This is a genomic window from Pedococcus aerophilus (assembly GCF_039532215.1).
Taxonomy (GTDB): domain Bacteria; phylum Actinomycetota; class Actinomycetes; order Actinomycetales; family Dermatophilaceae; genus Pedococcus; species Pedococcus aerophilus.
Window position 1 is genome coordinate 434,527 of sequence record NZ_BAAARN010000005.1, and the last position, 21,263, is coordinate 455,789.

17 protein-coding genes are annotated in these 21,263 nt (G+C 71.0%); 8 read left to right on the forward strand and 9 right to left on the reverse strand.

Features of this window, described 5'->3' with window-relative positions:
- Positions 1–276 precede the first annotated feature (276 nt).
- Positions 277–1,170 (reverse strand): succinate--CoA ligase subunit alpha, encoded by an 894-nt coding sequence (gene sucD / locus ABD286_RS18575; protein ID WP_344196269.1) that lies wholly within the window; start codon positions 1,168–1,170, stop codon positions 277–279.
- A gap of 22 nt (positions 1,171–1,192) precedes the next feature.
- Entirely contained in the window at positions 1,193–2,380 is a 1,188-nt protein-coding gene (gene sucC, locus ABD286_RS18580; protein WP_344196271.1) for an ADP-forming succinate--CoA ligase subunit beta, read from the reverse strand.
- Between the two features lie 187 nt (positions 2,381–2,567).
- On the opposite strand from sucC, the gene ABD286_RS18585 reads away from it, so the two are divergent.
- Complete coding sequence (locus ABD286_RS18585) at positions 2,568–3,041, forward strand: hypothetical protein (RefSeq protein WP_344196273.1); 474 nt, start codon at positions 2,568–2,570, stop codon at positions 3,039–3,041.
- Between the two features lie 59 nt (positions 3,042–3,100).
- Here the strand turns inward: ABD286_RS18585 and ABD286_RS18590 are convergent, their stop codons facing one another.
- From ABD286_RS18590 to ABD286_RS18600, 3 genes are all read right to left on the reverse strand, one after another.
- Complete coding sequence (locus ABD286_RS18590; protein WP_344196390.1) at positions 3,101–4,663, reverse strand: M4 family metallopeptidase; 1,563 nt, start codon at positions 4,661–4,663, stop codon at positions 3,101–3,103.
- A gap of 115 nt (positions 4,664–4,778) precedes the next feature.
- Positions 4,779–6,218: a M28 family metallopeptidase gene (locus ABD286_RS18595; RefSeq protein WP_344196275.1), complete on the reverse strand. Its 1,440-nt coding sequence runs from the start codon at positions 6,216–6,218 to the stop codon at positions 4,779–4,781.
- A 165-nt stretch (positions 6,219–6,383) separates the two neighbouring features.
- Positions 6,384–8,429: a M4 family metallopeptidase gene (locus ABD286_RS18600; RefSeq protein WP_344196277.1), complete on the reverse strand. Its 2,046-nt coding sequence runs from the start codon at positions 8,427–8,429 to the stop codon at positions 6,384–6,386.
- 413 nt (positions 8,430–8,842) lie between these two features.
- Between ABD286_RS18600 and ABD286_RS18605 the strand changes: the two genes are divergently transcribed.
- From ABD286_RS18605 to ABD286_RS18615, 3 genes are all read left to right on the forward strand, one after another.
- Positions 8,843–10,792: a CocE/NonD family hydrolase gene (locus ABD286_RS18605; RefSeq protein ID WP_344196279.1), complete on the forward strand. Its 1,950-nt coding sequence runs from the start codon at positions 8,843–8,845 to the stop codon at positions 10,790–10,792.
- A gap of 67 nt (positions 10,793–10,859) precedes the next feature.
- Positions 10,860–11,477 carry a ClpP family protease gene (locus tag ABD286_RS18610; RefSeq protein ID WP_344196281.1) on the forward strand — a complete coding sequence of 206 codons (618 nt, stop codon included), beginning with the start codon at positions 10,860–10,862 and terminating at the stop codon, positions 11,475–11,477.
- Entirely contained in the window at positions 11,474–12,073 is a 600-nt protein-coding gene (locus ABD286_RS18615) for a ClpP family protease (RefSeq protein WP_344196283.1), read from the forward strand. Before ABD286_RS18610 ends, ABD286_RS18615 begins: the two co-directional genes overlap by 4 nt.
- 25 nt (positions 12,074–12,098) lie before the next feature.
- Here the strand turns inward: ABD286_RS18615 and ABD286_RS18620 are convergent, their stop codons facing one another.
- Both ABD286_RS18620 and icmB read right to left on the reverse strand, forming a co-directional pair.
- On the reverse strand, positions 12,099–12,401 hold the full coding sequence (locus ABD286_RS18620) for a helix-turn-helix domain-containing protein (protein WP_344196285.1): 303 nt from the start codon (positions 12,399–12,401) through the stop codon (positions 12,099–12,101).
- Between the two features lie 66 nt (positions 12,402–12,467).
- Positions 12,468–12,869 carry a coenzyme B12-dependent isobutyryl CoA mutase small subunit gene (icmB, locus tag ABD286_RS18625; RefSeq protein WP_344196287.1) on the reverse strand — a complete coding sequence of 134 codons (402 nt, stop codon included), beginning with the start codon at positions 12,867–12,869 and terminating at the stop codon, positions 12,468–12,470.
- Positions 12,870–13,108: 239 nt separating this feature from the next.
- Here icmB and ABD286_RS18630 point away from each other — a divergent pair, with 239 nt between their 5' ends.
- Both ABD286_RS18630 and ABD286_RS18635 read left to right on the forward strand, forming a co-directional pair.
- Positions 13,109–14,140: a lipase family alpha/beta hydrolase gene (locus tag ABD286_RS18630; RefSeq protein ID WP_344196289.1), complete on the forward strand. Its 1,032-nt coding sequence runs from the start codon at positions 13,109–13,111 to the stop codon at positions 14,138–14,140.
- Positions 14,141–14,285: 145 nt separating this feature from the next.
- Positions 14,286–15,089 (forward strand): M23 family metallopeptidase, encoded by an 804-nt coding sequence (locus ABD286_RS18635; RefSeq protein WP_344196291.1) that lies wholly within the window; start codon positions 14,286–14,288, stop codon positions 15,087–15,089.
- A 123-nt stretch (positions 15,090–15,212) separates the two neighbouring features.
- On the opposite strand, the gene pcrA is transcribed toward ABD286_RS18635, so the two are convergent.
- A complete protein-coding gene (gene pcrA, locus ABD286_RS18640; protein ID WP_344196293.1) occupies positions 15,213–17,675 on the reverse strand; it encodes a DNA helicase PcrA in 2,463 nt (820 codons plus the stop codon).
- A 189-nt stretch (positions 17,676–17,864) separates the two neighbouring features.
- Between pcrA and ABD286_RS18645 the strand changes: the two genes are divergently transcribed.
- Both ABD286_RS18645 and ABD286_RS18650 read left to right on the forward strand, forming a co-directional pair.
- Positions 17,865–18,431 carry a GNAT family N-acetyltransferase gene (locus tag ABD286_RS18645; RefSeq protein ID WP_344196295.1) on the forward strand — a complete coding sequence of 189 codons (567 nt, stop codon included), beginning with the start codon at positions 17,865–17,867 and terminating at the stop codon, positions 18,429–18,431.
- An 82-nt stretch (positions 18,432–18,513) separates the two neighbouring features.
- Positions 18,514–19,851, forward strand: coding sequence for an MFS transporter (locus tag ABD286_RS18650; protein WP_344196297.1), 1,338 nt, complete (start codon positions 18,514–18,516; stop codon positions 19,849–19,851).
- A 27-nt stretch (positions 19,852–19,878) separates the two neighbouring features.
- Here ABD286_RS18650 and ABD286_RS18655 read toward each other — a convergent pair whose 3' ends face one another.
- Positions 19,879–21,201: an aromatic acid exporter family protein gene (locus tag ABD286_RS18655; protein WP_344196299.1), complete on the reverse strand. Its 1,323-nt coding sequence runs from the start codon at positions 21,199–21,201 to the stop codon at positions 19,879–19,881.
- Positions 21,202–21,263: the final 62 nt, after the last annotated feature.

A 21,263-nucleotide genomic window follows, 5' to 3' on the forward strand; every position in this document is an offset into this window, starting at 1 on the left:
TGAGGGCCGGGGGTCCCTGCTCCTGCATCGACGAGCTCACCGCCAGGGGTGCGGTTCACTGCTCTGGTCCTGCAGGAGGCTCACAGAAAACCATCCGGATCAGGCTGCGTGAACAGACTTGACCAAGTGCATACCCAAACGTGGACAGACCTCCTCCGGACGGCTGAGTTGCCGACGTCGAAAGGCCAGCCGCCCCCTACGCCGAGCGGGCGACCACCGTTCCCGGTGATCGCCCGCTCGTCATGCTCAGCGCGTGTTGCCTACTGCTGCAAGCGCTCAGCCCGCCAGGCCGCGCATGATCTCGCGCATCAGGTCGGCCGTGGCGGACGGCGTCTTGCCGACCTTCACGCCGGCGGCCTCGAGGGCCTCCTGCTTCGCGGCAGCAGTGCCGGCCGAGCCGGACACGATGGCGCCGGCGTGGCCCATCGTCTTTCCCTCGGGCGCGGTGAAGCCCGCGACGTAGCCGACGACCGGCTTGGTCACGTGCTCCTTGATGTAGGCCGCCGCGCGCTCCTCGGCGTCGCCGCCGATCTCGCCGATCATGACGATCGCGTCGGTCTCGGGGTCGTTCTCGAACGCCTCGAGGCAGTCGATGTGCGTGGTCCCGATGATCGGGTCGCCACCGATGCCGACGGCGGAGGAGAAACCGAACTCCCGCAGCTCGTACATCATCTGGTAGGTCAGGGTTCCCGACTTGGAGACCAGGCCGATGCGACCCGGGCCCGCGATGTTGGCGGGGATGATGCCGGCGTTGGACTTGCCGGGGCTGATGAGGCCGGGGCAGTTCGGGCCGACGATGCGGGTCGTGCCCTTCTCCTTGGAGTACGCGTAGAACTCGGCGGAGTCCTTGACCGCGATGCCCTCGGTGATGACGACCGCGAGCGGGATGGCCGCGTCGATCGCCTCGACCACGGCGGACTTCGCGAACGCCGGCGGGACGAAGATGACGGACACGTTCGCACCGGTGGCCTCGATGGCCTCGGCCACCGTGCCGAACACCGGCACCGAGACGCCGCCGTCGAACTCGACCGTGGTGCCGGCCTTGCGCGGGTTCACGCCGCCGACGATCGAGGTGCCCGAGGCGAGCATGCGCTGCGTGTGCTTCATGCCCTCGGAGCCGGTCATGCCCTGGACGATGACCTTGGAGTTCTCGTCGAGAAAGATTGCCATTGTTGTTGTCTCCCGGCCCTTGTCAGTTCGTCGCGGCCGAAGCCAGCTCGGCGGCCTTGCGGGCCGCGCCGTCCATGGTCTCTTCGATGGTCACCAGCGGGTGGTTGGCGTCGGCGAGGATGCGTCGGCCCTCCTCCACGTTGTTGCCGTCGAGGCGCACGACGAGCGGCTTGGTCGCCTGGTCGCCGAGGGCCTCGAGGGCGCCGACGATGCCGTTGGCCACCGCGTCGCAGGAGGTGATGCCGCCGAACACGTTGACGAACACCGACTTCACCTGCTCGTCGCCGAGGATGATGTGCAGGCCGTTGGCCATGACCTCGGCCGAGGCGCCGCCACCGATGTCGAGGAAGTTGGCGGGCTTGGGCGACCCGGCGAACTCCTCACCGGCGTAGGCGACGACGTCGAGGGTCGACATGACCAGGCCCGCGCCGTTGCCGATGATGCCGACGGAGCCGTCGAGCTTGACGTAGTTGAGGCCCTTCTCCTTGGCCGCGGCCTCGAGCGGGTCGGCTGCGTCCTTGTCCTCGAGCGCCTCGTGGTCCGGGTGCCGGAAGTCCGCGTTGGCGTCGAGGGTGACCTTGCCGTCGAGGGCGACGATGTCGCCGTCCTCGGTCTTCACGAGCGGGTTGACCTCGACCAGCGTGGCGTCCTCGTCGCGGTAGACGGCCCACAGCTTCTCGAGGACGGGCGCGATCTTCGCGCCGGTCTCGGCGTCAAACCCGGCGGCCTCGACGATCTCGGCGGCCTTGGCCGCGTCGATGCCGGTGTTGGGGTCGACCGCGATGCGCGCGAGGGCCTCGGGACGTTCGACCGCGAGCTGCTCGATCTCCATACCGCCCTCCTTGCTGCACATCGCGAGGTAGGTGCGGTTGGCCCGGTCGAGCAGCACGGAGAAGTAGTACTCCTCGGCGATGCGCGCGCCCTGAGCGATCATCACGGTGCCGACGGTGTGGCCCTTGATGTCCATGCCGAGGATCGCCTTCGCGTGCTCCTCGGCCTCGTCGGCGCTCTTGGCGACCTTGACGCCTCCGGCCTTGCCGCGGCCACCGGTCTTCACCTGGGCCTTGACGACGGTGACCCCGCCGCTCTTGGGTCCGATGGCCTCCGCGGCCTCGCGCGCCTGCGCGGGGGTGGTGGCGGTGGCACCGGCGAGCACGGGCACACCGTGCTTCTCGAACATGTCTCGAGCCTGGTATTCGAACAGATCCACGTCTGACGTCCTCGTCTGCTGATGGGTGAGGTTCGGCCCCGAGACTAGTCCTGTCCGAGCACGGCCGGGCCCACGGGTGCGGTGGGTGGGAGCAATCTCACGACGAGCGGCGTCTGTGCTCAGTCCCGTGCGCGTCCGCGCCGCGCACCCTCCCCCGCCCGGCGGGGACCGTGGGAGGGTGTCCGGTATGTCGCGTCCCACCACCGTGCCCGCGTTCAGTCTCGTCGCCCTCACCGCAGTACTCCTCACCGGAGGCTGCGGGTCCTCCAGCGACACCGCGACCACTCGGACGGTGACGAGCTCGTCCAGCAGCGCCTCCTCCTACCCGATCACCATCGAACGCAGCGGGGGCATCGCCGGGTTCGCCGACAAGGTCGTCGTGGAGCAGGACGGCTCGGCCACCGTGACGACGAAGTCCGGCACCAGCACGTGCACCGTGGGCCCCGAGACGCTCACGGCGCTCGCCCGGACGGCCACGGCCGGGGCGACCGGATCGACCACGACGGCCCCGCCCGGCGCGGACGCGATGGTCGTCACCCTCACGACCTCGAGGGGCACCATGGCCCTCGACGAGGGAGATCTCCCCGGCACCGCGCCCGAGGTGGGTGCCCTGCTCGAGGACCTCGCCAGGTCTGCCGCTGAACGGACCACCTGCCGCTGAACGCGATGGTGCGCCGCCGACCTCGTGGTCGGCGGCGCACCATCATCGATGGGCGTTGGTCAGCAGGTCTGCGAACCCGCCGGGACGGCGATGGCGTCGAACGCGGACTTCACGGCGACACAGGTCGGAGAGCCGGCGCCGTACAGCTCCTTGGCCGAGGCGATGGCGCCTTCACGGGCGGCCTTGTAGTCGCTGCGCGAGGTGAGCTTCGTGGACAGCGTGCGGTACCAGACCTTCTCGATGTTGGTCCGCCCTGCGCCGGTGACGGCAGGGGCGCTGCCGCACACGGGGCTGTTGTATGCGACGCCGTTGACGGTCTTCGCGCCAGAGCCCTCGGAGGCCAGGAAGAACCAGTGATTCAGCGGGCCGGAGGAGTAGTGCGGGTCGAGGTTCCGGGTGCCGGTGGTCCAGCAGTCCTGGGACCGGCCGTCCTTGCTCGGCCTGTCCATGTAGCGCAGCGGCGTGCCGTTGCCGTTGATGTCGATCTTCTCGCCGATGAGGTAGTCACCCGGGTCGGCGGCAGAGGCGGCGTAGAACTCCACGGCGGTGCCGAAGATGTCGGACGTCGACTCGTTCAGGCCCCCCGCGTCACCGCGGTAGACGAGGCCGGCCGTGTTCTCGGTGACGCCGTGGCTCATCTCGTGCCCGGCCACGTCGATCGAGGTGAGGGGCTTGGCGTTGCCGGCCCCGTCGCCGTACGTCATCTGGGTGCCGTCCCAGAACGCGTTGACGTAGGCGTTGCCGTAGTGGACCCGGCTGCGCGCGCCGACGCCGGTGTCCCAGATGCCGCTTCGGCCCTGGACGTTCTTGTAGTAGTCGAACGTCTTCTCGGCGCCGTAGTGGGCGTCGACCGCGGCGGTCTGGCGCGAGCTCACCGAGCCGTTGCCCCAGATGTCGTCGGCATCGGTGAACTGCGTGCCGGTCCCCGTCGTCGCGCCGTTGAGGTCGGTTGTGTAGTTCCCGACCGAGTCCTTGAGCTGGTAGCTGCCCCCGGACAGGGTCGTGCCGAGCGTGACGGTGCCGGAGTACTGCGAGTTGCCGGTGCCCTCCACGATGTCGTCGTAGCTGTCCAGCGTGGCCCCGCTCCTCGCGTCGACGATGGTGTGCAGACGACTCGGGGTCTGGTCGGCCCTGACCCCCTCGGTGACGACGTCGTAGGCGAGGCGCGGTCCGGAGGCCGCGGCATACACGACGAGGTCCGAGCCGGCGGCGGTCCCGGCCTTGGCCGCCTTGCGGGCCTGCCCGGCCGACAGGCTGGGCGACGTCGCGACCTCGACCGACTTCGTGGCGTTCCAGCGCACCGACTTCGTGGCACCGCCTGCGGCCCGTTCGACGACGAGGTCGCCGCCGATCACCCTGAGGCCGTTGAAGGTCCGCTCGTACCGCACGTGCTTCGTGCCGTCGGTGTCGGTGACGACGCTCTTGGCCACGAGCTTCTGTCCGGAGCCGAGGCCGAGGGCCTTGGCCGCGTCGGCCACCTTGGACTGCTCGGCGACGACGGCCGGGGCCGCCGCGGCGGACCGGGCGGTCGAACCGCCGGTGGCCGGGGCGGCCTGGGCGGCGGCGAGCGGCGTCGCGACAGCTGCTGCGACGACCACGCCGAACGCGAGGCCTGCTGACATCTTCTTCACGAGATCTCCTTCGGGGGGAAGTGCGCCGGTGTGGCGCTGTGGTGGTGGCGGGAACGAGCTGGAGGTCTCGCTCCCACCACCACCGGCTCTGGGGTGGCCGCTGCGGTCAGCTCACGGTCACGGCGGTGTCGTCGACGACGAACGAGGTCTGGAGCGAGGAGTCCTCTGACATCAGGAGCTTCACCGAGACGGTCCTGCCCTTGTAGGCGGTGAGGTTGAAGGACTTCTGGGCGTACGTGGCGTTGGCACCGACGTTGGAGTAGGTCGCCAGCGTCGTGGTGGTGGCGCCGTCGACCACCTGCGCACGCAGGGTGTCGTAGGCGGTGCTCCCGGTCTCGGCCGTGTCGACCCGGAGCCAGAACGTCAGCGTCGCCGAGGTGGCCGTCGAGGGGATGGTCACGGACTGTGCGATGTTCTCCGACGACGTCGCGCCGTTGCCGCCGAGCCACGCCTTCCACGACCCGGTGCGCGCCGGGCGCCCGGTGTTGTTGGTGATCGGGCCGGACGTCCCGGTCCAGCTCACCGCGCCGGACTCGAAGCCGGGGTTCGCCAGCAGGTTCGAGCCGGCGGGGGGCGTCGTCGTCCCGTAGTCCTTGGCCGCATAGAGCCAGAGCATGTGACCCAGGGCGTCGATGTTGCGGTCGAGGGCGGTGAGGTCGAGGTTCGAGACCGAGTCGCACGAGGAGTGGTAGCAGGGGTCGAAGGCCCGCCCGGAGGTCCCGCCCCACTTCTGCGCCTGGGCCGACGTCTTGAGGGTCTCCGCGCCGCTGAAGATGCCCGCGGTGGGGATGCCATAGGAGCGGAACGCGGCGTGGTCGCTGCGACCCTGCACGTCGATGTACTCCCAAGGGATGCCCTTGGACGTGTAGTAGCTGGTGAACTCGTCGCGTGCGCTGTTGCCGGCGGGGTTGTCGTCGTAGACGAAGTAGCCCGGGTTGGGCGAAGCGATCATGTCGACGTTGAGGTAGACCCGGATCTTGTCCTTCTCCGCGGTGGAGAGGCTGTTCATGTAGTACTTCGAGCCGAGCAGACCGAGCTCCTCGGCGCCCCAGAACCCCACGCGCAGCTTGTTCTTCGCGCTCTGGCCGCTCGCGGCATACGCGAGGGCCGCCTCGAGCACCCCCGCGCTCCCGGAGCCGTTGTCGTTGATGCCGGGGCCGTTCGACACGCTGTCGAGGTGGCCACCGAGCATGACCACGTTGTTGGCGTCGCCGCCGGGGAGCTCGGCGATGAGGTTCTGCGTGGTGCCGGCACTGGTACTGAAGCTCTGCACCGTGGTCGTGAAGCCCGCTGCGTCGAGCTTGCCCTTCACGTAGTTGATGGAGGCCGTGTACCCCGAGCGGCCGGTGTAGCGGTTGCCGCCGTTGGCGGTCGCGATCGCCTGGAGCTGGTCGAGGTGCGCCTTGGTGTTGGTGACCGAGATGTCGGGGCTGGCGGCGGCCTGCGTGGCGGGCGCGAGGGCGACCAGGCCGGCTGCGGCGACGGCCGTGGCGGTCAGCGGCGCGAGGAGGCGGGCGAGTGGGGACCGGTGCTGCGTGGGAGGCATGGGTGGCTTCCTGGTGGGCGTTCCCGGCAGCGGTGGCCGGCGCGGGACACGGACGGGGTGCACGTGCGGAGGGACGCGGTGGGCGCCCTGGGGTGACACGGGGACGCGGGGGTGTGGCACGGACGTGGGCCGGCGCTCGCACGGGCGCCGGCCCACGTCCCCTCGTCAGCTGGTGGCGAGGGCGGTGTCGTCCACGACGAACGACGTCTGCAGCGAGGAGTCCTCGTTCATGAGGAACTTCACCGAGATCGTCTTGCCCTTGTAGGCCGTCACGTTGAACGACTTCTGGGTGTACGTCGCGTTGGTGCCGACGTTGGAGTACGTCGCCAGCGTCGTGGTCGTGGCGCCGTCGACGACCTGGACCTTCATGGTGTCGTAGGCCGTGCTGCCGGACTCAGCGGTGTCGCTGGACAGGTAGAACGACAGCGTGGCCGCGGTCACCGTCGACGGGATGGTGACGCTCTGCTGGATCGTCTCCGTCGTGGTGGCGCCGTTGCCGCCGAGCCAGGCCTTCCACGAGCCCGTGCGGGCTGCGCGGCCGGTGTTGTTCGTGATCGGGCCGGACGTGCCGGTCCAGCTCACGGCACCGGACTCGAAGCCCGGGTTCTGCAGGAGGTTGCCACCGGTGGGCGGCGGCGTGGTGCCACCGCAGGTCTCGGTGCCGGCCGGGACGGCGATTGCCGTGAAGGCCTTCTCCACCGCGGTGCAGGTCGCGCTCGTCGCGCCGAACAGCTCCTTGGCCGAGGCGATCGCACCGTTGCGGGCCGCGGCGTAGTTGCTGCTCGAGGTGAGCTTCGTCGACAGCGTGCGGTACCAGACCTTCTCGACGTTGCTGCGGCCGGCGCCGGTCACGGTCGAGCCGTCACAGGTGGGGCTGTTGTAGGCGACACCGTTGACGGTGCGGGCACCGGAGCCCTCGGAGGCCAGGAAGAACCAGTGGTTGAGCGGACCCGAGGAGTAGTGCGGGTCGAGGTTCTTCGTGTTGGTGGTCCAGCAGTCCTGCGAGGCGCCGTCCTTGCTGGGCTTGTCCATGTAGCGCAGCGGGGTGCCGTTGCCGTTGATGTTGATCTTCTCGCCGATGAGGTAGTCACCCGGGTCGGCGGAGGAGTTCGCGTAGAACTCGACGGCGGTGCCGAAGATGTCGGAGGTCGCCTCGTTCAGGCCACCCGCGTCACCCGAGTAGGCCAGGCCCGCGGTGTTCTCGGTGACGCCGTGGCTCATCTCGTGGGCGGCGACGTCGATGGAGGTGAGCGGCTTGGCGTTGCCGGCGCCGTCGCCATAGGTCATCTGGGTGCCGTCCCAGAACGCGTTGTTGTACGCGTTGCCGTAGTGCACGCGGCTGCGTGCGCCGACACCGGTGTTCCAGATCCCGTTGCGGCCCAACACGTTCTTGTAGTAGGCGAAGGTCTTCTCAGCGCCGTACTGGGCGTCGACGCCAGCGGTCTGGCGCGACGTGGTGGAGCCGTTGCCCCAGACGTCGTCGGCGTCCGTGAACTGGGTGCCCGTGCCGGAGGTCGCACCGTTGAGGTCGGTCGTGTAGTTCCCGACCGAGTCCTTCAGCTGGTAGGTGCTGCCCGACAGGGTCGAGTTGAGGGTCACGGTGCCGGAGTACATCGAGTTGCCGGTGCCGTTGACGACCTCGTCCCACGAGGTCAGGACGGCGCCGCTCCTGGCGTCGACGAGGGTGTGCAGGCGGCTCGGGGTCTGGTCGGCCTTGACCCCCTCGGTGACGACGTCCCAGGCCAGGCGCGGCGATCCGCTGCCGGCCCAGACGACGAGCTCGCCGTCGTTCTTCTTCGGCGCGTAGCCGGCGCGCTTGGCGCCCGAGCTCTCGGCCGAGGTCTCGCTGACGGAGGGGCTGGTCGAGGCGACGGCCACCTTGCCGTTGCCGTTCCAGCGCACGTCGCGCACCGACCCGGACTTCGCCTTCTCGACGACGAGGTCGCCGCCGACGACGCGCAGGCCCTTGTAGGTGCGGTCGTAGCGGACGTGCTTGGTGCCGTCGGGGTCGGTGACGGCGTTGCGGACGACGAGCTTCTCGTCGCTCGAGAGCCCCAGGGCGGTGCGGTCCTGGTCGGCCCCTGCCTGGGCGGTGGCGGCAGGCGCCTGGTTCGGTGCCGCGGTGGGGGCGGCGGAGGCGGCAGACAGTGGGGTGGCCACTGCTGCTGCGACTGCGACGCCGAGTGCGGCGCCGGTGGACAGTCGGATCACGAGTGTTCCTCTTCTCGGACAGGGCGCGGGTGGGACCCCGCACCATGAGGCGACGTCGATCCCCTCCGAACCGGCACGAGATGACCGTGGGCGTCGGCGCCGTGCCGACCTAACCTGTCGGGCGAACACAGGGTCAATGAAACTTGCGAAGACTTTGCCAAATGCGTGGGAACCTGCGGTTCAAGGGGATTCGTGGCGCACCTTCTTCTGCTCTTGGCCAAGTCCGTGCCAGCGACGACCCGTCGACCCCGCTGCACCGTCCACCACTCGACACGACTCATCCACCATGCGGACCTACGTGTCGTTCGGGTGTGAAGGCGAGGGTTCGGTGAACGTAACCCCCGGATCCAGGCCCTCGTTGTCCCGTCACGAGGCGCGGTCACCCGGCCCGCCGACCCACCCGCGGAGGCCCGATGTCGCGCCGATCACCGTTCCGAGCCCGTCGCCTCACAGCACTCGCGCTCTCGCCCCTCGCCGCTGTCGGGGCCCTGGGCGCCCTCGGCACCGGGACCGCCGGGAGCGCGTCGGCCGCCGTCGCTCCGGCCGCCGTCGCTCCGGCCGCTGTCGCTCCGGCCGCCTCCACCGAGTTGGGCGCCGTCGACACCTACACGGGCCTGGAGTTCACCGTGCCGGCCGGTCGTGACGACCTCGGCCGACCCCAGACGTGCACCATCGACGCGGACCTCTACAAGCCGCGGACGGCCAGTTCATCGGCCCGGGTCGCCACGATCCTCACGACCAACGGCTTCGGCGGCAGCAAGGACGACCAGGCCGGGCTCGGCCGCGCGTTCGCGGCACGCGGCTACACCGTGCTGTCCTACACCGGACTCGGCTTCCCTGACAGCGGGTGCAAGATCTCGCTCGACGACCCGGGGGTCGACGGGGTCGCGGCCTCCTCGCTGGTGACGTTCCTCGGTGGCGGCGGCAGCGCGCCATACGCCTCGGCGCAGGTCGGCGGCACGACGCAGGGCGCCGGTTCGCTGCACGTGGACTGGACCGTGCTCGACGACGCTGCCACCCACGACCCCCGCCTCGGCATGCTCGGCGGCTCGTACGGTGGCCAGATCCAGTTCGCCACTGCTGCAACAGATCGCCGCGTCGACACGCTCGTGCCGCTGATCACCTGGAACGACCTGCGCTACTCGCTGGCACCCAACAACACGAGCCTGACGCGAGGCGTGACCTACGCGAACTCCAACCCCGGCACGCAGAAGATCGGCTGGACCGGACTGTTCTTCGGCGTCGGCATCCTCGACGGGATCCAGGGCGCGGCGATCGACCCGAAGCGCAACGTGGGCTGCCCCAACTTCGTGCTCGAGGCGTGCAGGGCCAAGGCGACCCTCGACACCCTCGGCCACCCGACGTCCGACACCTACGAGCTCACCGACCGCGTCTCGGTCGCTCACTACGTCGACGACGTGAAGGTGCCGACGTTCCTCATCCAGGGCGAGAACGACACCTTGTTCAACCTCCAGGAGTCGGTCGCGACCTACAAGTCCCTCAAGTCGCGCGGCGTCCCCGTGACGATGGCCTGGCAGTCGTGGGGACACTCCGGTGGCTCGAACGGCCGCACCGGCGCGGCCCCCGGTGAGCTCGACCTGACCGGGCAGCACATCGAGGACACCTACCTCGGGCTGCGGATCAAGAACTGGTTCGACCACCACCTCAAGGGATCCAGCGTCACCACCGGCCCGGGGTTCGCCTACTTCCGTGACTGGGTCGGCTACACCGGATCGGCGTCCCCGGCCTACGCGAGCGCATCGAGCTACCCCGTCGGCACCCGTCGCTCCTGGTACCTCTCGGCCGCCGACGAGCTCGTGGGCGCGAAGAGCCAGATCCAGCCCGGTTCGAGGTCGTGGTCCAACCCCGGCCTCGGCGCGCCCGCCTCGTACTCCGAGGTGTCGGGGCTCGAGGGACAGATCCCGCTGCCCGACGGGCTCAAGACCCCCTACGACACCCCCGGCACGTTCGGGGCGTGGTCGACCGCTCCCCTGGCCTCGGCCGTCGACGTCGTCGGCTCCCCCACGTTGGACGTCAGGTTCGAGTCGCCCGCCGTGGCAGCGACCCAGGCCATCGGCCCCAGCGGTCAGCTCCAGGTCTTCGCGAAGCTCTACGACATCGCCCCCGACGGCTCGAAGACGTTGGTGCACAAGCTGATCAGCCCGGTGCGGGTCGCCGACGTGACCCAGCCCGTGCACATCGAGCTCCCGGCCATCGTCCACCGCGTCGAGGCCGGGCACCGCCTCCAGCTGGCCCTCGCCAGCACCGACGCGGCATACAAGAACGCGTATGCCTTGCAGCCCGTGACCGTGCGCGCGTCACCGACGGCGCCCGCGACCCTGAGCATCCCGGTGGTCCCGTAGGAGCGACGGTTCTGCTCACAGCAGCGAAGCCTCGGCGCGAGCGGCCCCACCGGTCGACGGTGGTGCCATGCGCGACACCACCACCTCCGCCCAGCCCCATGACGCCCTCCTCGCCAGCCGTCTGCTCGAGCAGCGGATCATCGTCCTCGACGGTGAGCTAGACGACCGTGGCGGCACCCGACTCTGCTCCCAGCTGTTCCTGCTGTCGGCCGAGGACGCGCGAGCCGACATCAGCCTGTGGATCAACTCCCCCGGCGGCTCCGTCCCCGCGATGCTCGCCATCCACGACGCCATGCGCCTCGTGCCCAACGACGTCTCGACCCTCGCGCTGGGCCTGGCCTGCAGCGCCGGTCAGTTCCTGCTGACGGCCGGGACGCACGGCAAGCGGTACGCCCTTCGCCACTCGCGGATCCTCATGCACCAGGGCTCCGCAGGCATCGGCGGCACCGCCGTCGACATCGAGCTCCAGGCCGAGGACCTGCGCTCCACCGTCGAGACCGTCCTGGGGCTGATCGCCGCCCACACGGGCCAACCCCTGGAGAAGGTCAGGGAGGACTCCGCCCGCGACCGCTGGTACTCGGCCGAGCAGGCCCTGGAGTACGGGTTCGTCGACCACGTGCTGGAGTCGCTCGACAGCGTGCGACCACGGCGAGCCACCCGCACCGGGCTGGGAGGTGCGCGATGAGCAGCTACACGATCCCCAACGTCATCCGCACGCACCCGCGCGGCGACCGGGTCATGGACGTCTACAGCCACCTGCTCAGCGAGCGGATCGTCTACCTCGGGACCGAGATCGACGACGGCGTCTCCAACGCCCTGATCGCCCAGATCCTGCACCTCGACGCCGAGGACCCGGAGCGCCCCATCGACCTCTACATCAACTCGCCGGGCGGCTCGCTCACCGCGACGTTCGCCGTCTACGACGCGATGCAGTTCGTCCATGCCCCGGTCGCCACGACGTGCATCGGCCAGGCCTGCTCGACCGCCGCCATCCTGCTGGCAGCCGGGGCTCAGGGGCAGCGCAGCATCCTCCCGCATGCACGCGTCCTGCTGCACCAGCCCTCGGCCCGCAGCCAGGGCGCCATACCGGACCTCATCCTCGAGGCGGACGAGGTGATCCGGCTGCGCTCGGCGGCCGAGGTCGTCCTGTCCCGCCACACGGGTCAACCGCTCGACGCGCTGCGGCGCGACACCGACCGGGACCGCATCTTCACCCCCGAGGCCGCTGTGGCCTACGGACTGGTGGACCACCTCGTCGCCGCACGGACGACGCAGGAGTGACCGAGGGGTATGGCGCCGGGAGGGCTCAGGCGGCCAGCCTGATCTCCCCCGGCGGCGGCGCCGCCAGCGATCCGTGCCGGCGGCGCAGGTCCAGCGAGGCGAGGTGGGTGACCTCGACGAGCTCGCTGCCGAGGGCCCCGGTGATGGCCGCCAGCACCTCGGACGACGGGTCCTTGCGGCCGCGCTCCACCTCGGAGAGGTACTGCGGCGAGATGCCGGCGCGCCGGGCGGCCTCGACCAGCGTCAGCCCTCGTCGGCGTCGCAGGTGGCGCAGCCGGGCGCCCACGACCTCGCGCCACAGGGGTTCTGCCAGGGTCAGGCTGCTCATCACCTCACGGTAGGTGCGGCGACGGGGCGTCGGAAGGCGAGTTCGCCGTCGGCAGAACCGGTGCGACTACTGCTGGGTGACGTTGCCCCGGACCCACTCCACGATCTCGGTCGTGGTCGCGCCGGGGGTGAAGACCTTGGCCACACCGATCTTCGTGAGCTCGGGGATGTCGCCCTCGGGGATGATCCCGCCACCGAAGACGACGATGTCGGCGGCGTCGCGCGCCTTGAGCAGGTCCATGACCTTGGCGAACAGCGTCATGTGGGCGCCGGAGAGGACCGACAGGCCCACCGCGTCGGCGTCCTCCTGGATGGCGGCTTCGACGATCTGCTCCGGGGTCTGGTGCAGGCCGGTGTAGACGACCTCCATGCCGGCGTCGCGCAGGGCGCGGGCGACGACCTTGGCGCCGCGGTCGTGCCCGTCGAGTCCGGGCTTGGCCACGACCACGCGCAACGGTGAGCTAGTCATAGGCGCACACTATCCACTCCGTGGACACTTCCGGGCATCGCCTCCGGGCGACGTCGACCACACCCGCCGCCTCCTCCCCCACCCCTCCACCCCGACTTGGTACCCGCCGTTCCGCTCAACCTCTGCATCACGGGGACCATGAGCGGAACACCGGGCACGAAGTCGGAGGGTATGGGGCGCGCCAGCGGGGGCGTGGTGCACGGGCGGTCGGCGGTCTGCTGGGCTAGGTTCGGCAGGTCATGTCGCAGAGCCTCCCTCGCCCGCGCCGACGCCCCGCAGCGCTGCGGTCGGCCTCGGGCGACGTCCCGCGCCAGGCGAAGGCCCTCGGCCGACTGGCCGGTGGAGCCGTCGGGCGCGTGACCGGCACCGTCGTCACGGCGACGACGACGGCCACCGCTGCTGCCACCGATGTCGTGGGTGGTGCGGCGAAGGCCCTGGCCACCCCGACGGGGCTGCTCGGCGCCGCGGTCGAGGCGGCGTGGCTCACCACGCACCTGGCGCTGTACCCGTGGGGGCTGGTCGGGCGCCACGGACGCGACAGCCAGCTGGAGTACCGCGTCGAGCACCTGCCGCCGACCCAGCGCGGGCTGGTCATCTCCGACGTCGAGGCCGCAGGGACGCCGATCCTGCTGGTCCACGGCATGGTCGACAACCGCTCGATCTTCACCCTGCTGCGGCTGGGGCTGCGCCGTCGTGGCTTCGGCCGTGTCGTGAGCATGAACTACTCGCCGTTCACCGCCGACGTCCGCGTCGCGGCGGCCCAGCTGGCCGAGGAGGTCGAGGCGCTCGTCGCCGAGACAGGGTACGAGCGCATCCACGTCGTCGGGCACTCGATGGGCGGCCTGATCGCCCGGTACTACGTCACCCGCCTCGGGGGCGATGCCCGGGTCCACACGCTCGTCACCCTCGGCACACCCCACCAGGGGACGTACACGGCCTACGGCTGGCACAACCAGCTGACCCGGCAGCTGCGGCCGCACAGCGGGCTGATGCGCGAGCTGGACCAGCCGGTGCCGCAGTGCCGCACGCGGTTCGTCGTCTACTGGTCCGACCTCGACCAGATGGTCTTCCCGCAGCGGAACGCCGCCCTCGAGCACCCTGACCTCAGCGTCCGCAACATCGACCTGCACGGGGTCGGCCACATGTCGCTGCCCATCATCGGCAGCGTCGTCCACGGCATCTCCTCGACGCTCGCGCACCTGGACTCCGAGGGCCACACCGTGACCCCGGGTGTGACGGTCCTCCCACGACGGGCCCGCGCGACCTCCTGACCTGCGACGACGCAGACCCGGAGCAGAACGCCTGGCGGAACCGGCGGATGGTAGCGCCGGATCTGGGGACACGCATTTTGGATAACGAACTGGTCACGCTACGGTGGTGGCTTCCGTGTCCCCGCACGCAAGGCAACTTTTCTACGTGAGCTCTTCCCCCTCCTACCAGGGCCGTCACCGCGCCCCGGGCCGCCACCGTGCGCCCCGGCGTGGACCGCGCATCCCCGCAGGACTGCGCGGCGGCTTCATCCTCCCCACCTGTGCGGCAGCCGCGCTGGTCGTCACCACGACCGGCGCCACCGTCGCCGAGTCCTCCCCGGTGCACCTCGACCTGGCGGGGACGACTGCCAAGACGCGCGCCCAGAGCGCCGCGCTGGCCGAGTTCGACCGCGTCGAGACCACGCAGCAGCGCGAGCTCCAGGTCACCGCGGCCGAGACCCGGGTCATCGAGGCCCAGCGGATCGCCCGCAGCGCGGAGCGCAAGGCCGTCGCGAAGAAGAAGGCCGCCAAGGCCGCCGCTGCCGCTGCGGTCGCCAAGGCCGAGGCCGAGCGCAAGAACCGCGAGAAGTGGCAGCTGCCGATCAAGGGCGCGACCTTCACCTCCGGGTACGGCTGGCGCTGGGGCCGCATGCACCAGGGCAACGACTTCGGCACCCCGGTCGGCACGCCGCTGCACTCGATGTCGACCGGCACGATCGTCTTCGCCGGCGTCGAGGGCGGCTACGGCAACAAGGTCGAGATCGAGTACTGGGACGGCACCGTGTCGGTGTACGGCCACATGGACTCCATCGGCGTCCAGGTCGGCGACAAGGTCGCCCCAGGTGACATCGTCGGCACGTCCGGCAACACCGGCCACTCCACCGGCCCGCACCTGCACCTCGAGATCCACCCGAACGGCGGCGCGGCGATCGACCCCGCTCCGTGGCTCGAGGACCGCAACCTGCAGTAGGACCCAGCACACTCGACAGAGGCGCCCGCGGACATCCGCCGGGCGCCTCTTCGTGTCTCCCGCGCCATACCCCGCCGGTATGGCGCCGCAGCCTTAACGCGCGGACCGCGCCAGCGGAGTGGGCTAGAGCTTCTCGAGCGGGGCGTACCGCAGCAGGAAGCGCTTGACGCCGGTGTCGCCACCGAAGTCGACGTGCGCCTGCGTCTTGTCGCCGTCGCCCTCGGTCTTGACGACGGTGCCCATGCCATAGCTGTCGTGGGTGACCTTGTCGCCCGCGTGCAGCGAGATGAGCGGCCGGTTGCCGGGTGAACGCACACCGGGACGCTGGGCCAGGCGCGCGACCGCGGGGGTGGACGAGCGGCGGTAGCTGGTCGCGGCCTCGGCGCGCTGCCACTCCACGAGGTGGTCGGGGATCTCGTCGAGGAAGCGGCTGGCCGGGTTGTACTGCGGCGCACCCCAGGCCGAACGCACGGCGGCGCGCGACAGGTGCAGCCGCTCACGGGCGCGGGTGATGCCGACGTAGGCGAGACGGCGCTCCTCCTCGAGCTCCTTGGGGTCACCGAGCGACCGCAGGTGCGGGAAGGTGCCGTCCTCGAGACCGGTGACGAACACGACGGGGAACTCCAGGCCCTTCGCCGTGTGCAGCGTCATCAGCGTCACGACGCCGAGGTCCTCGGCCTCCTCGCCGTCCGGGATCTCGTCGGCGTCGGCCACGAGCGACACCTGCTCGAGGAAGTCCTCGAGCGAGGCGACCTCGCCGGTCTCGGCGCGGGTCTCGTCGAACTCCTGCGCCACGGCGACGAGCTCGGCGAGGTTCTCGATGCGGGTCTCGTCCTGCGGGTCGTGGGAGGCGCGCAGCTCGGCGAGGTAGCCGGACTTCTCGATGACGGCCTCGAGCAGAGCTCCGACGCCCTGCTCGTCGTCCTCGTGGACGCGACCGAGCTCCTCGAGCAGACCGGTGAAGCCCTTGATCGCCGCGACCGAGCGGGTCGCGATGCCGGGGGCGTCGTCGGGACGCCCCAGCGCCGCGACGAACGGGATGCGCTCGCGCTCGGCCAGTGCCGAGATGCACGCCTCGGCACGGTCGCCGATGCCGCGCTTGGGGACGTTGAGGATGCGCCGCAGGTTGACCGTGTCGGTGGGGTTGGAGATGACGCGCAGGTAGGCCAGCGCGTCCTTGACCTCGCGGCGCTCGTAGAACCGCGTGCCGCCGACCACCTTGTAGGGCAGGCCGACCCGCACGAAGACCTCTTCCAGCGCACGGGACTGGGCGTTGGTGCGGTAGAACACCGCGACGTCCTTGGGCTTGACCCCGGCCGAGTCGCCGAGCTCGTCGATCTGCTTGGCGACGAAGGCCGCCTCGTCGTGCTCGTTGTCGCCCACGTAGCCGACGATGAGGGCGCCGTCACCGCTGTCGGTCCAGAGGTTCTTCTTGCGGCGCTCGGGGTTCTTGGCGATGACCGAGTTGGCGGCCTGCAGGATCGTCTGGGTCGAGCGGTAGTTCTGCTCGAGCAGGATGGTCCGCGCGTTCGGGTAGTCCTCCTCGAACTCGACGATGTTGCGGATCGTCGCACCACGGAACGCGTAGATGGACTGGTCGGCGTCGCCGACCACCACGAGCTCGGCGGGCGGCACCTCGGGGCCGTCACCGAGCGGCATACCGGCGGTGCCCGCGGCACCACCGACCAGCTCACGGACCAGCTGGTACTGCGCGTGGTTGGTGTCCTGGTACTCGTCGACGAGGACGTGGCGGAACCGGCGGCGGTAGTGCTCGGCGACGTCGGGGAACGCCTGGAGGATGTTGACCGTGGTCATGATGAGGTCGTCGAAGTCGAGGGCGTTGGCCTGGCGCAGGCGGCGCTGGTAGCCGGTGTAGGCCTCGGCGAGCATCCGCTCCTGGTGGGTGCCCTCGGCGACCTGGGAGGAGAACGTCTCCTCGTCGACGAGCTCGTTCTTGAGGTTGGACACCTGGTGGCTGAACGACCGCGGCGGGTAGCGCTTGGGGTCGAGGTCGAGGTCGCGCATGACCATCGCCATGAGGCGCTGGCTGTCGGCGGCGTCGTAGATGGAGAAGGTCGACTTGAGCCCGACCTTGCCGGCCTCGCGACGCAGGATGCGCACGCAGGCCGAGTGGAAGGTCATGACCCACATGGCCTTCGCCCGCGGGCCGACGAGGGCGGCGACGCGCTCGCGCATCTCGGCCGCAGCCTTGTTGGTGAAGGTGATGGCAAGGACCTGGCCGGGCTGCACGCCGCGGGCGCCGAGCAGGTAGGCGATGCGGTTGGTGAGGACGCGGGTCTTGCCCGACCCCGCGCCGGCGACGATGAGCAGCGGGGACCCCTCGTGCAGGACGGCCTCGCGCTGCTGGGTGTTGAGGCCCTCGAGCAGGCTCTCGGGGTCGGCGTGCCGGGCGGTGGCACCGGGACCACCGGGGGCTCCGTCGGGGCCGTGGCCCTCGGCGGCGGCCTGGGCCCACGTGGGGACACCGCGTTCGTCCACAGCGGTCGCCCGGGCAGCGGCTGCCGAGGGTCGGGAGTCGGGAGACGGGTGACCGTCGAAGGGCAGGTCGTCGAACAGCGTGCTCATGTTGGCTCCAGCCTACGTGCCGCGGCGGACACCGCGGGTCACGCGCCCACAGGCGCGGCGCCGGCCGTGGCCTGCGACCACGGCCCTCACCCGGCCCTCACCCGGCCCTCACCCGGCCCTCACCCGGGACCCCCGGCTCCCGCCCGGCAGCGCCGCGCGGCGGCGGGCGGCCGGGGCTACCGTCGGTGCATGACCCGTCTCGTCACGCCGCACGTGCGCCACCAGGACTCCTACCTGGCGGCGAGCGACGAGTTCCTCGCCTCCCGGGAGCAGCGCGACGGCGACGGGGACTGGGTGCAGGAGCCCGAGCCCGGGTACGACGGGTTCACCTTCACGCGGGTGGGACTGCAGGACCCCGACGAGTTCGCCCGGTTCGTCGACCAGCGGCGCCGTGCGGCCGACCCGGACGAGCCCCGCCGACGCGCCTGGCCTCCCGTGACCTTCACGTGGATGGTCGTGGGCGGCGAGTACGTCGGGTCGCTCGCCATCCGTCACCGGCTGACCGATCGGCTGCTCGAGGAGGGAGGCCACATCGGCTACTCCGTGCGACCCACCGCCCGCCGGCGCGGCCACGCGACCCGGGCGCTGGACCGGGCCCTCGTCCTGGCCCACGGCGTCATCGACAGCCCGAGCGTGCTCGTCACCTGCCTCGAGGAGAACACCGGTTCGCGCGCCGTCATCGAGGCCAACGGCGGCGAGTACGAGGACAGCCGCGGCGGAGTGCGCCGTTACTGGATCCCCACCCGTCCGTCCTAGGGCGAGTGGCGCGCGCGGCGCGCGTCCGCGCCATACCGTCCTGCACGCAAAACCCGGTTGCCCCGCTGCGTAGCGTGGAGAGGTGGTTGACCAGACCCCCGATCAGACCCCCGACCAGACCCCCGACCAGACCCCGGTGAGGGACCTCCTGCGCGAGCGCCAGTTCGCGCTGCTCATCAGTGCCCGGACGCTGTCGATGCTCGCGGTGGCGTTCGCGCCGGTGGCGCTGGCGTTCGGCATCCTCGACCTCCCGGGCGCGACCCCGACCACGCTGTCGATCGTGCTCGCGTCCGAGGCGATCGCGGTCGTCCTGTTCATGCTGGTGGGCGGCGTGGTCGCCGACCGCTACCCGCGGCACCGCGTGCTCCAGGTCGCCGAGTGGGTCAACGCCCTCGCCCACGCGGCCCTGGCCCTCATGGTCGGTATGGAGCGTGCGCCCCTCTGGGGCCTCGTCGCCGCCGCGGTGGTGTCAGGCACGGCCACGGCAACGGTCTGGCCGGCGCTGACGGGGATCATCCCCGAGGTCGTGCCGCAGGAGCACCTCCAGCAGGGCAACGCGCTGCTCGCCCTCGGCACGAACATCGCCCGAGTGACGGGGCTGGTCGCCGGTGGCCTGGTGGTCGCGGCCGTCGGCGGTGGCTGGGCGCTCGCCATCGCGAGCGCATCCTTTGCCGCGTCCGGCGTCATGGTCGCGCTGATGCGGTTGCCCCTGCGCGTCCCTGCCGCCGATGCAGGCAGTGAGGGCGAGGTCGGCTCGAGCTCCGTGCTGGCGGACCTGCGCGACGGGTGGGACGAGTTCCGGTCGCGCCAGTGGCTGTGGGTCGTCGTCGTGCAGTTCTCACTGCTGGTCATGGTGTTCCAGGCCGCCCACCTCGTGCTGGGACCGGTCGTCGCCCGGGACGAGCTCGGCGGTCCGAAGGCGTGGACCGCGGTCCTGACCGGGGAGGCCGTCGGGCTCATCGTCGGCGTGCTCGTGGCCCTGCGGCTGCGTCCCCGCCGACCGATCCTGCTCGGTGTCATCCTCACGATCGGCGCGGCGCCTCCGTACCTCCTGCTCGGGTTCAGCGCCCCCTTGTACGTCGTCGTCGCGTCAGCGTTCGTCATGGGCGTGTGCTTCGACCTCTTCGGCATCCTGTGGCAGACCACGATGCAACGAGTCGTCCCGGCGGCGTCGCTGTCGCGGGTGAGCTCCTACGACGCGCTGGGTTCGCTCATGCTCGGGCCGATCGGCCTGGTGCTGGCGGGGCCGGCTGCGGAACGGTTCGGCGCCCACAAGGCGCTGGTGGTCTGCGGCATCGTCATGGTCGTCTCGACCGGCGGGGCGCTGCTGTCTCCCGGCGTCCGCAACCTCGTGGCCCCCGGCCCGGTGTCTGCGGCCGCGCTCGAGCCCGAGCCCGACCCGGTGCGGCCACCGGCCTGACGGCGGTCTGTGCCGGTCCGGCGCGGGTCAGCGGGGGTGGTGCGTGCTGCGGGTCGGGGTGACGGCGTCGGGGGCGTGCTGCCAGCTGGCGGCAGAGCGCGCACGGGCTCTCGGAAGTGCGTCGCGCACCAGGGGTGCCACCGCCGCGATCGGTGCAGGGCGCTGCCACGCGGCACGGAGCCTGGCCCGGCGCTCGAGGTCGAGCTGCACGAGGACCTGCTCGACCGCGGCAAGGACCGACCCGCGCAGCAGCCACAGCTCCACCCGGCCCTCTGTGCGACTGGTCAGCAGCTCGGTCAGGATGGCTCGGGTCTCCCGGAGGATCTCCAGGCTCTCGGCCAGCGCCTCCTCGGCCCGCTCCTGCGCTCCCCCGGCCTCGGCGTGGACCAGGCGTCCGTACGCCCGCAGGCAGTCGCCGACATCGGCCAGCACCACCGAGAACGCCTGCCGCGCGTCCTCGTCGAAGACCTCGTCGCGCTCGTCGTCACCCTCTCGAGGGAGCTCGGCGAGGATCACCGTGAAGAGGGCGCGGATGGCGAGCACGGTCGCCTCGAGGCGGTCGAGGCCCTCGCGCAGCCCTGGTTCGACGTCTGCCGTCGTGAGCGCGCGCGGGTTGAAGCGCCGGCCCTCCTTGACCTGGGTGACGACGGCCGACGCCGCAGCGACCTGCGTGGCGACACCGCGGGTCTCGTCGGCCCAGCGCTCGACCTCGGACCGCTGCAGGCGTTCGGTCGCCATCGACCGGGAGGCGCGGTCCAGGCAGTCGGCCGTGGCATAGGCGACGCGCAGCACCGCGGAACCCGCGCGCCCGCTCGGCACCGCGGACGGCAGCAGGAGGTTGAACACGATCCCCACCAAAGCGCCCACGAGGGTCAGCGCGACGCGCGCCTCGGCGGCCACGTCCGGCGAGACGACGGCCAGGATGAGCATGGCGCTGATCGGCACCTCGAGCGCCTGCTCCCCCAGGCGGAACACCTTGGACAGCGCCAGCGAGGCGGCGATCACGGCGCCGAGGCTCCACCACGACAATCCCGCGAGGGTCGAGAACCCCACTGCGACAAGCACTCCCGTCAGGACGGCCCCCACCCTCAGGACGCTCATCCGCAGCGTCGAGAACGCCGACGCCTGCACGACGAGCAGCGCCGTGAGTGGCGCCGTCAGGTCGGTCGTGATGCCGGTGACCCGCCCGGCGATCAGCCAGGCGATGACCGCCGCCGAGGTCAGGCGCAGCACCCACGCGATCGTGGGGCGCAGGCGCAGGGGCAGGTCCGCCCACCGCGTCGGACGGCCGGGCCACGCCCAGTCGGCGACTGCTGCCAGCCGCCGGCGTCCACCTCCTGTCCCGGCCACGTCCCGAGGGTCGCACGCTCGGCGCGATGACGACAGCGGACCGAGCCGTCCACCACGCGCGC

Bases quoted from the DNA above. Each gene is read 5' to 3' on its own strand.
- sucD (WP_344196269.1), bottom strand. From the start codon at position 1,170: ATGGCAATCTTTCTCGACGAGAACTCCAAGGTCATCGTCCAGGGCATG.
- ABD286_RS18585 (WP_344196273.1), top strand. From the start codon at position 2,568: ATGTCGCGTCCCACCACCGTGCCCGCGTTCAGTCTCGTCGCCCTCACC.
- ABD286_RS18590 (WP_344196390.1), bottom strand. From the start codon at position 4,663: ATGTCAGCAGGCCTCGCGTTCGGCGTGGTCGTCGCAGCAGCTGTCGCG.
- ABD286_RS18595 (WP_344196275.1), bottom strand. From the start codon at position 6,218: ATGCCTCCCACGCAGCACCGGTCCCCACTCGCCCGCCTCCTCGCGCCG.
- ABD286_RS18605 (WP_344196279.1), top strand. From the start codon at position 8,843: ATGTCGCGCCGATCACCGTTCCGAGCCCGTCGCCTCACAGCACTCGCG.
- ABD286_RS18610 (WP_344196281.1), top strand. From the start codon at position 10,860: ATGCGCGACACCACCACCTCCGCCCAGCCCCATGACGCCCTCCTCGCC.
- ABD286_RS18615 (WP_344196283.1), top strand. From the start codon at position 11,474: ATGAGCAGCTACACGATCCCCAACGTCATCCGCACGCACCCGCGCGGC.
- ABD286_RS18620 (WP_344196285.1), bottom strand. From the start codon at position 12,401: ATGAGCAGCCTGACCCTGGCAGAACCCCTGTGGCGCGAGGTCGTGGGC.
- icmB (WP_344196287.1), bottom strand. From the start codon at position 12,869: ATGACTAGCTCACCGTTGCGCGTGGTCGTGGCCAAGCCCGGACTCGAC.
- ABD286_RS18630 (WP_344196289.1), top strand. From the start codon at position 13,109: ATGTCGCAGAGCCTCCCTCGCCCGCGCCGACGCCCCGCAGCGCTGCGG.
- pcrA (WP_344196293.1), bottom strand. From the start codon at position 17,675: ATGAGCACGCTGTTCGACGACCTGCCCTTCGACGGTCACCCGTCTCCC.
- ABD286_RS18645 (WP_344196295.1), top strand. From the start codon at position 17,865: ATGACCCGTCTCGTCACGCCGCACGTGCGCCACCAGGACTCCTACCTG.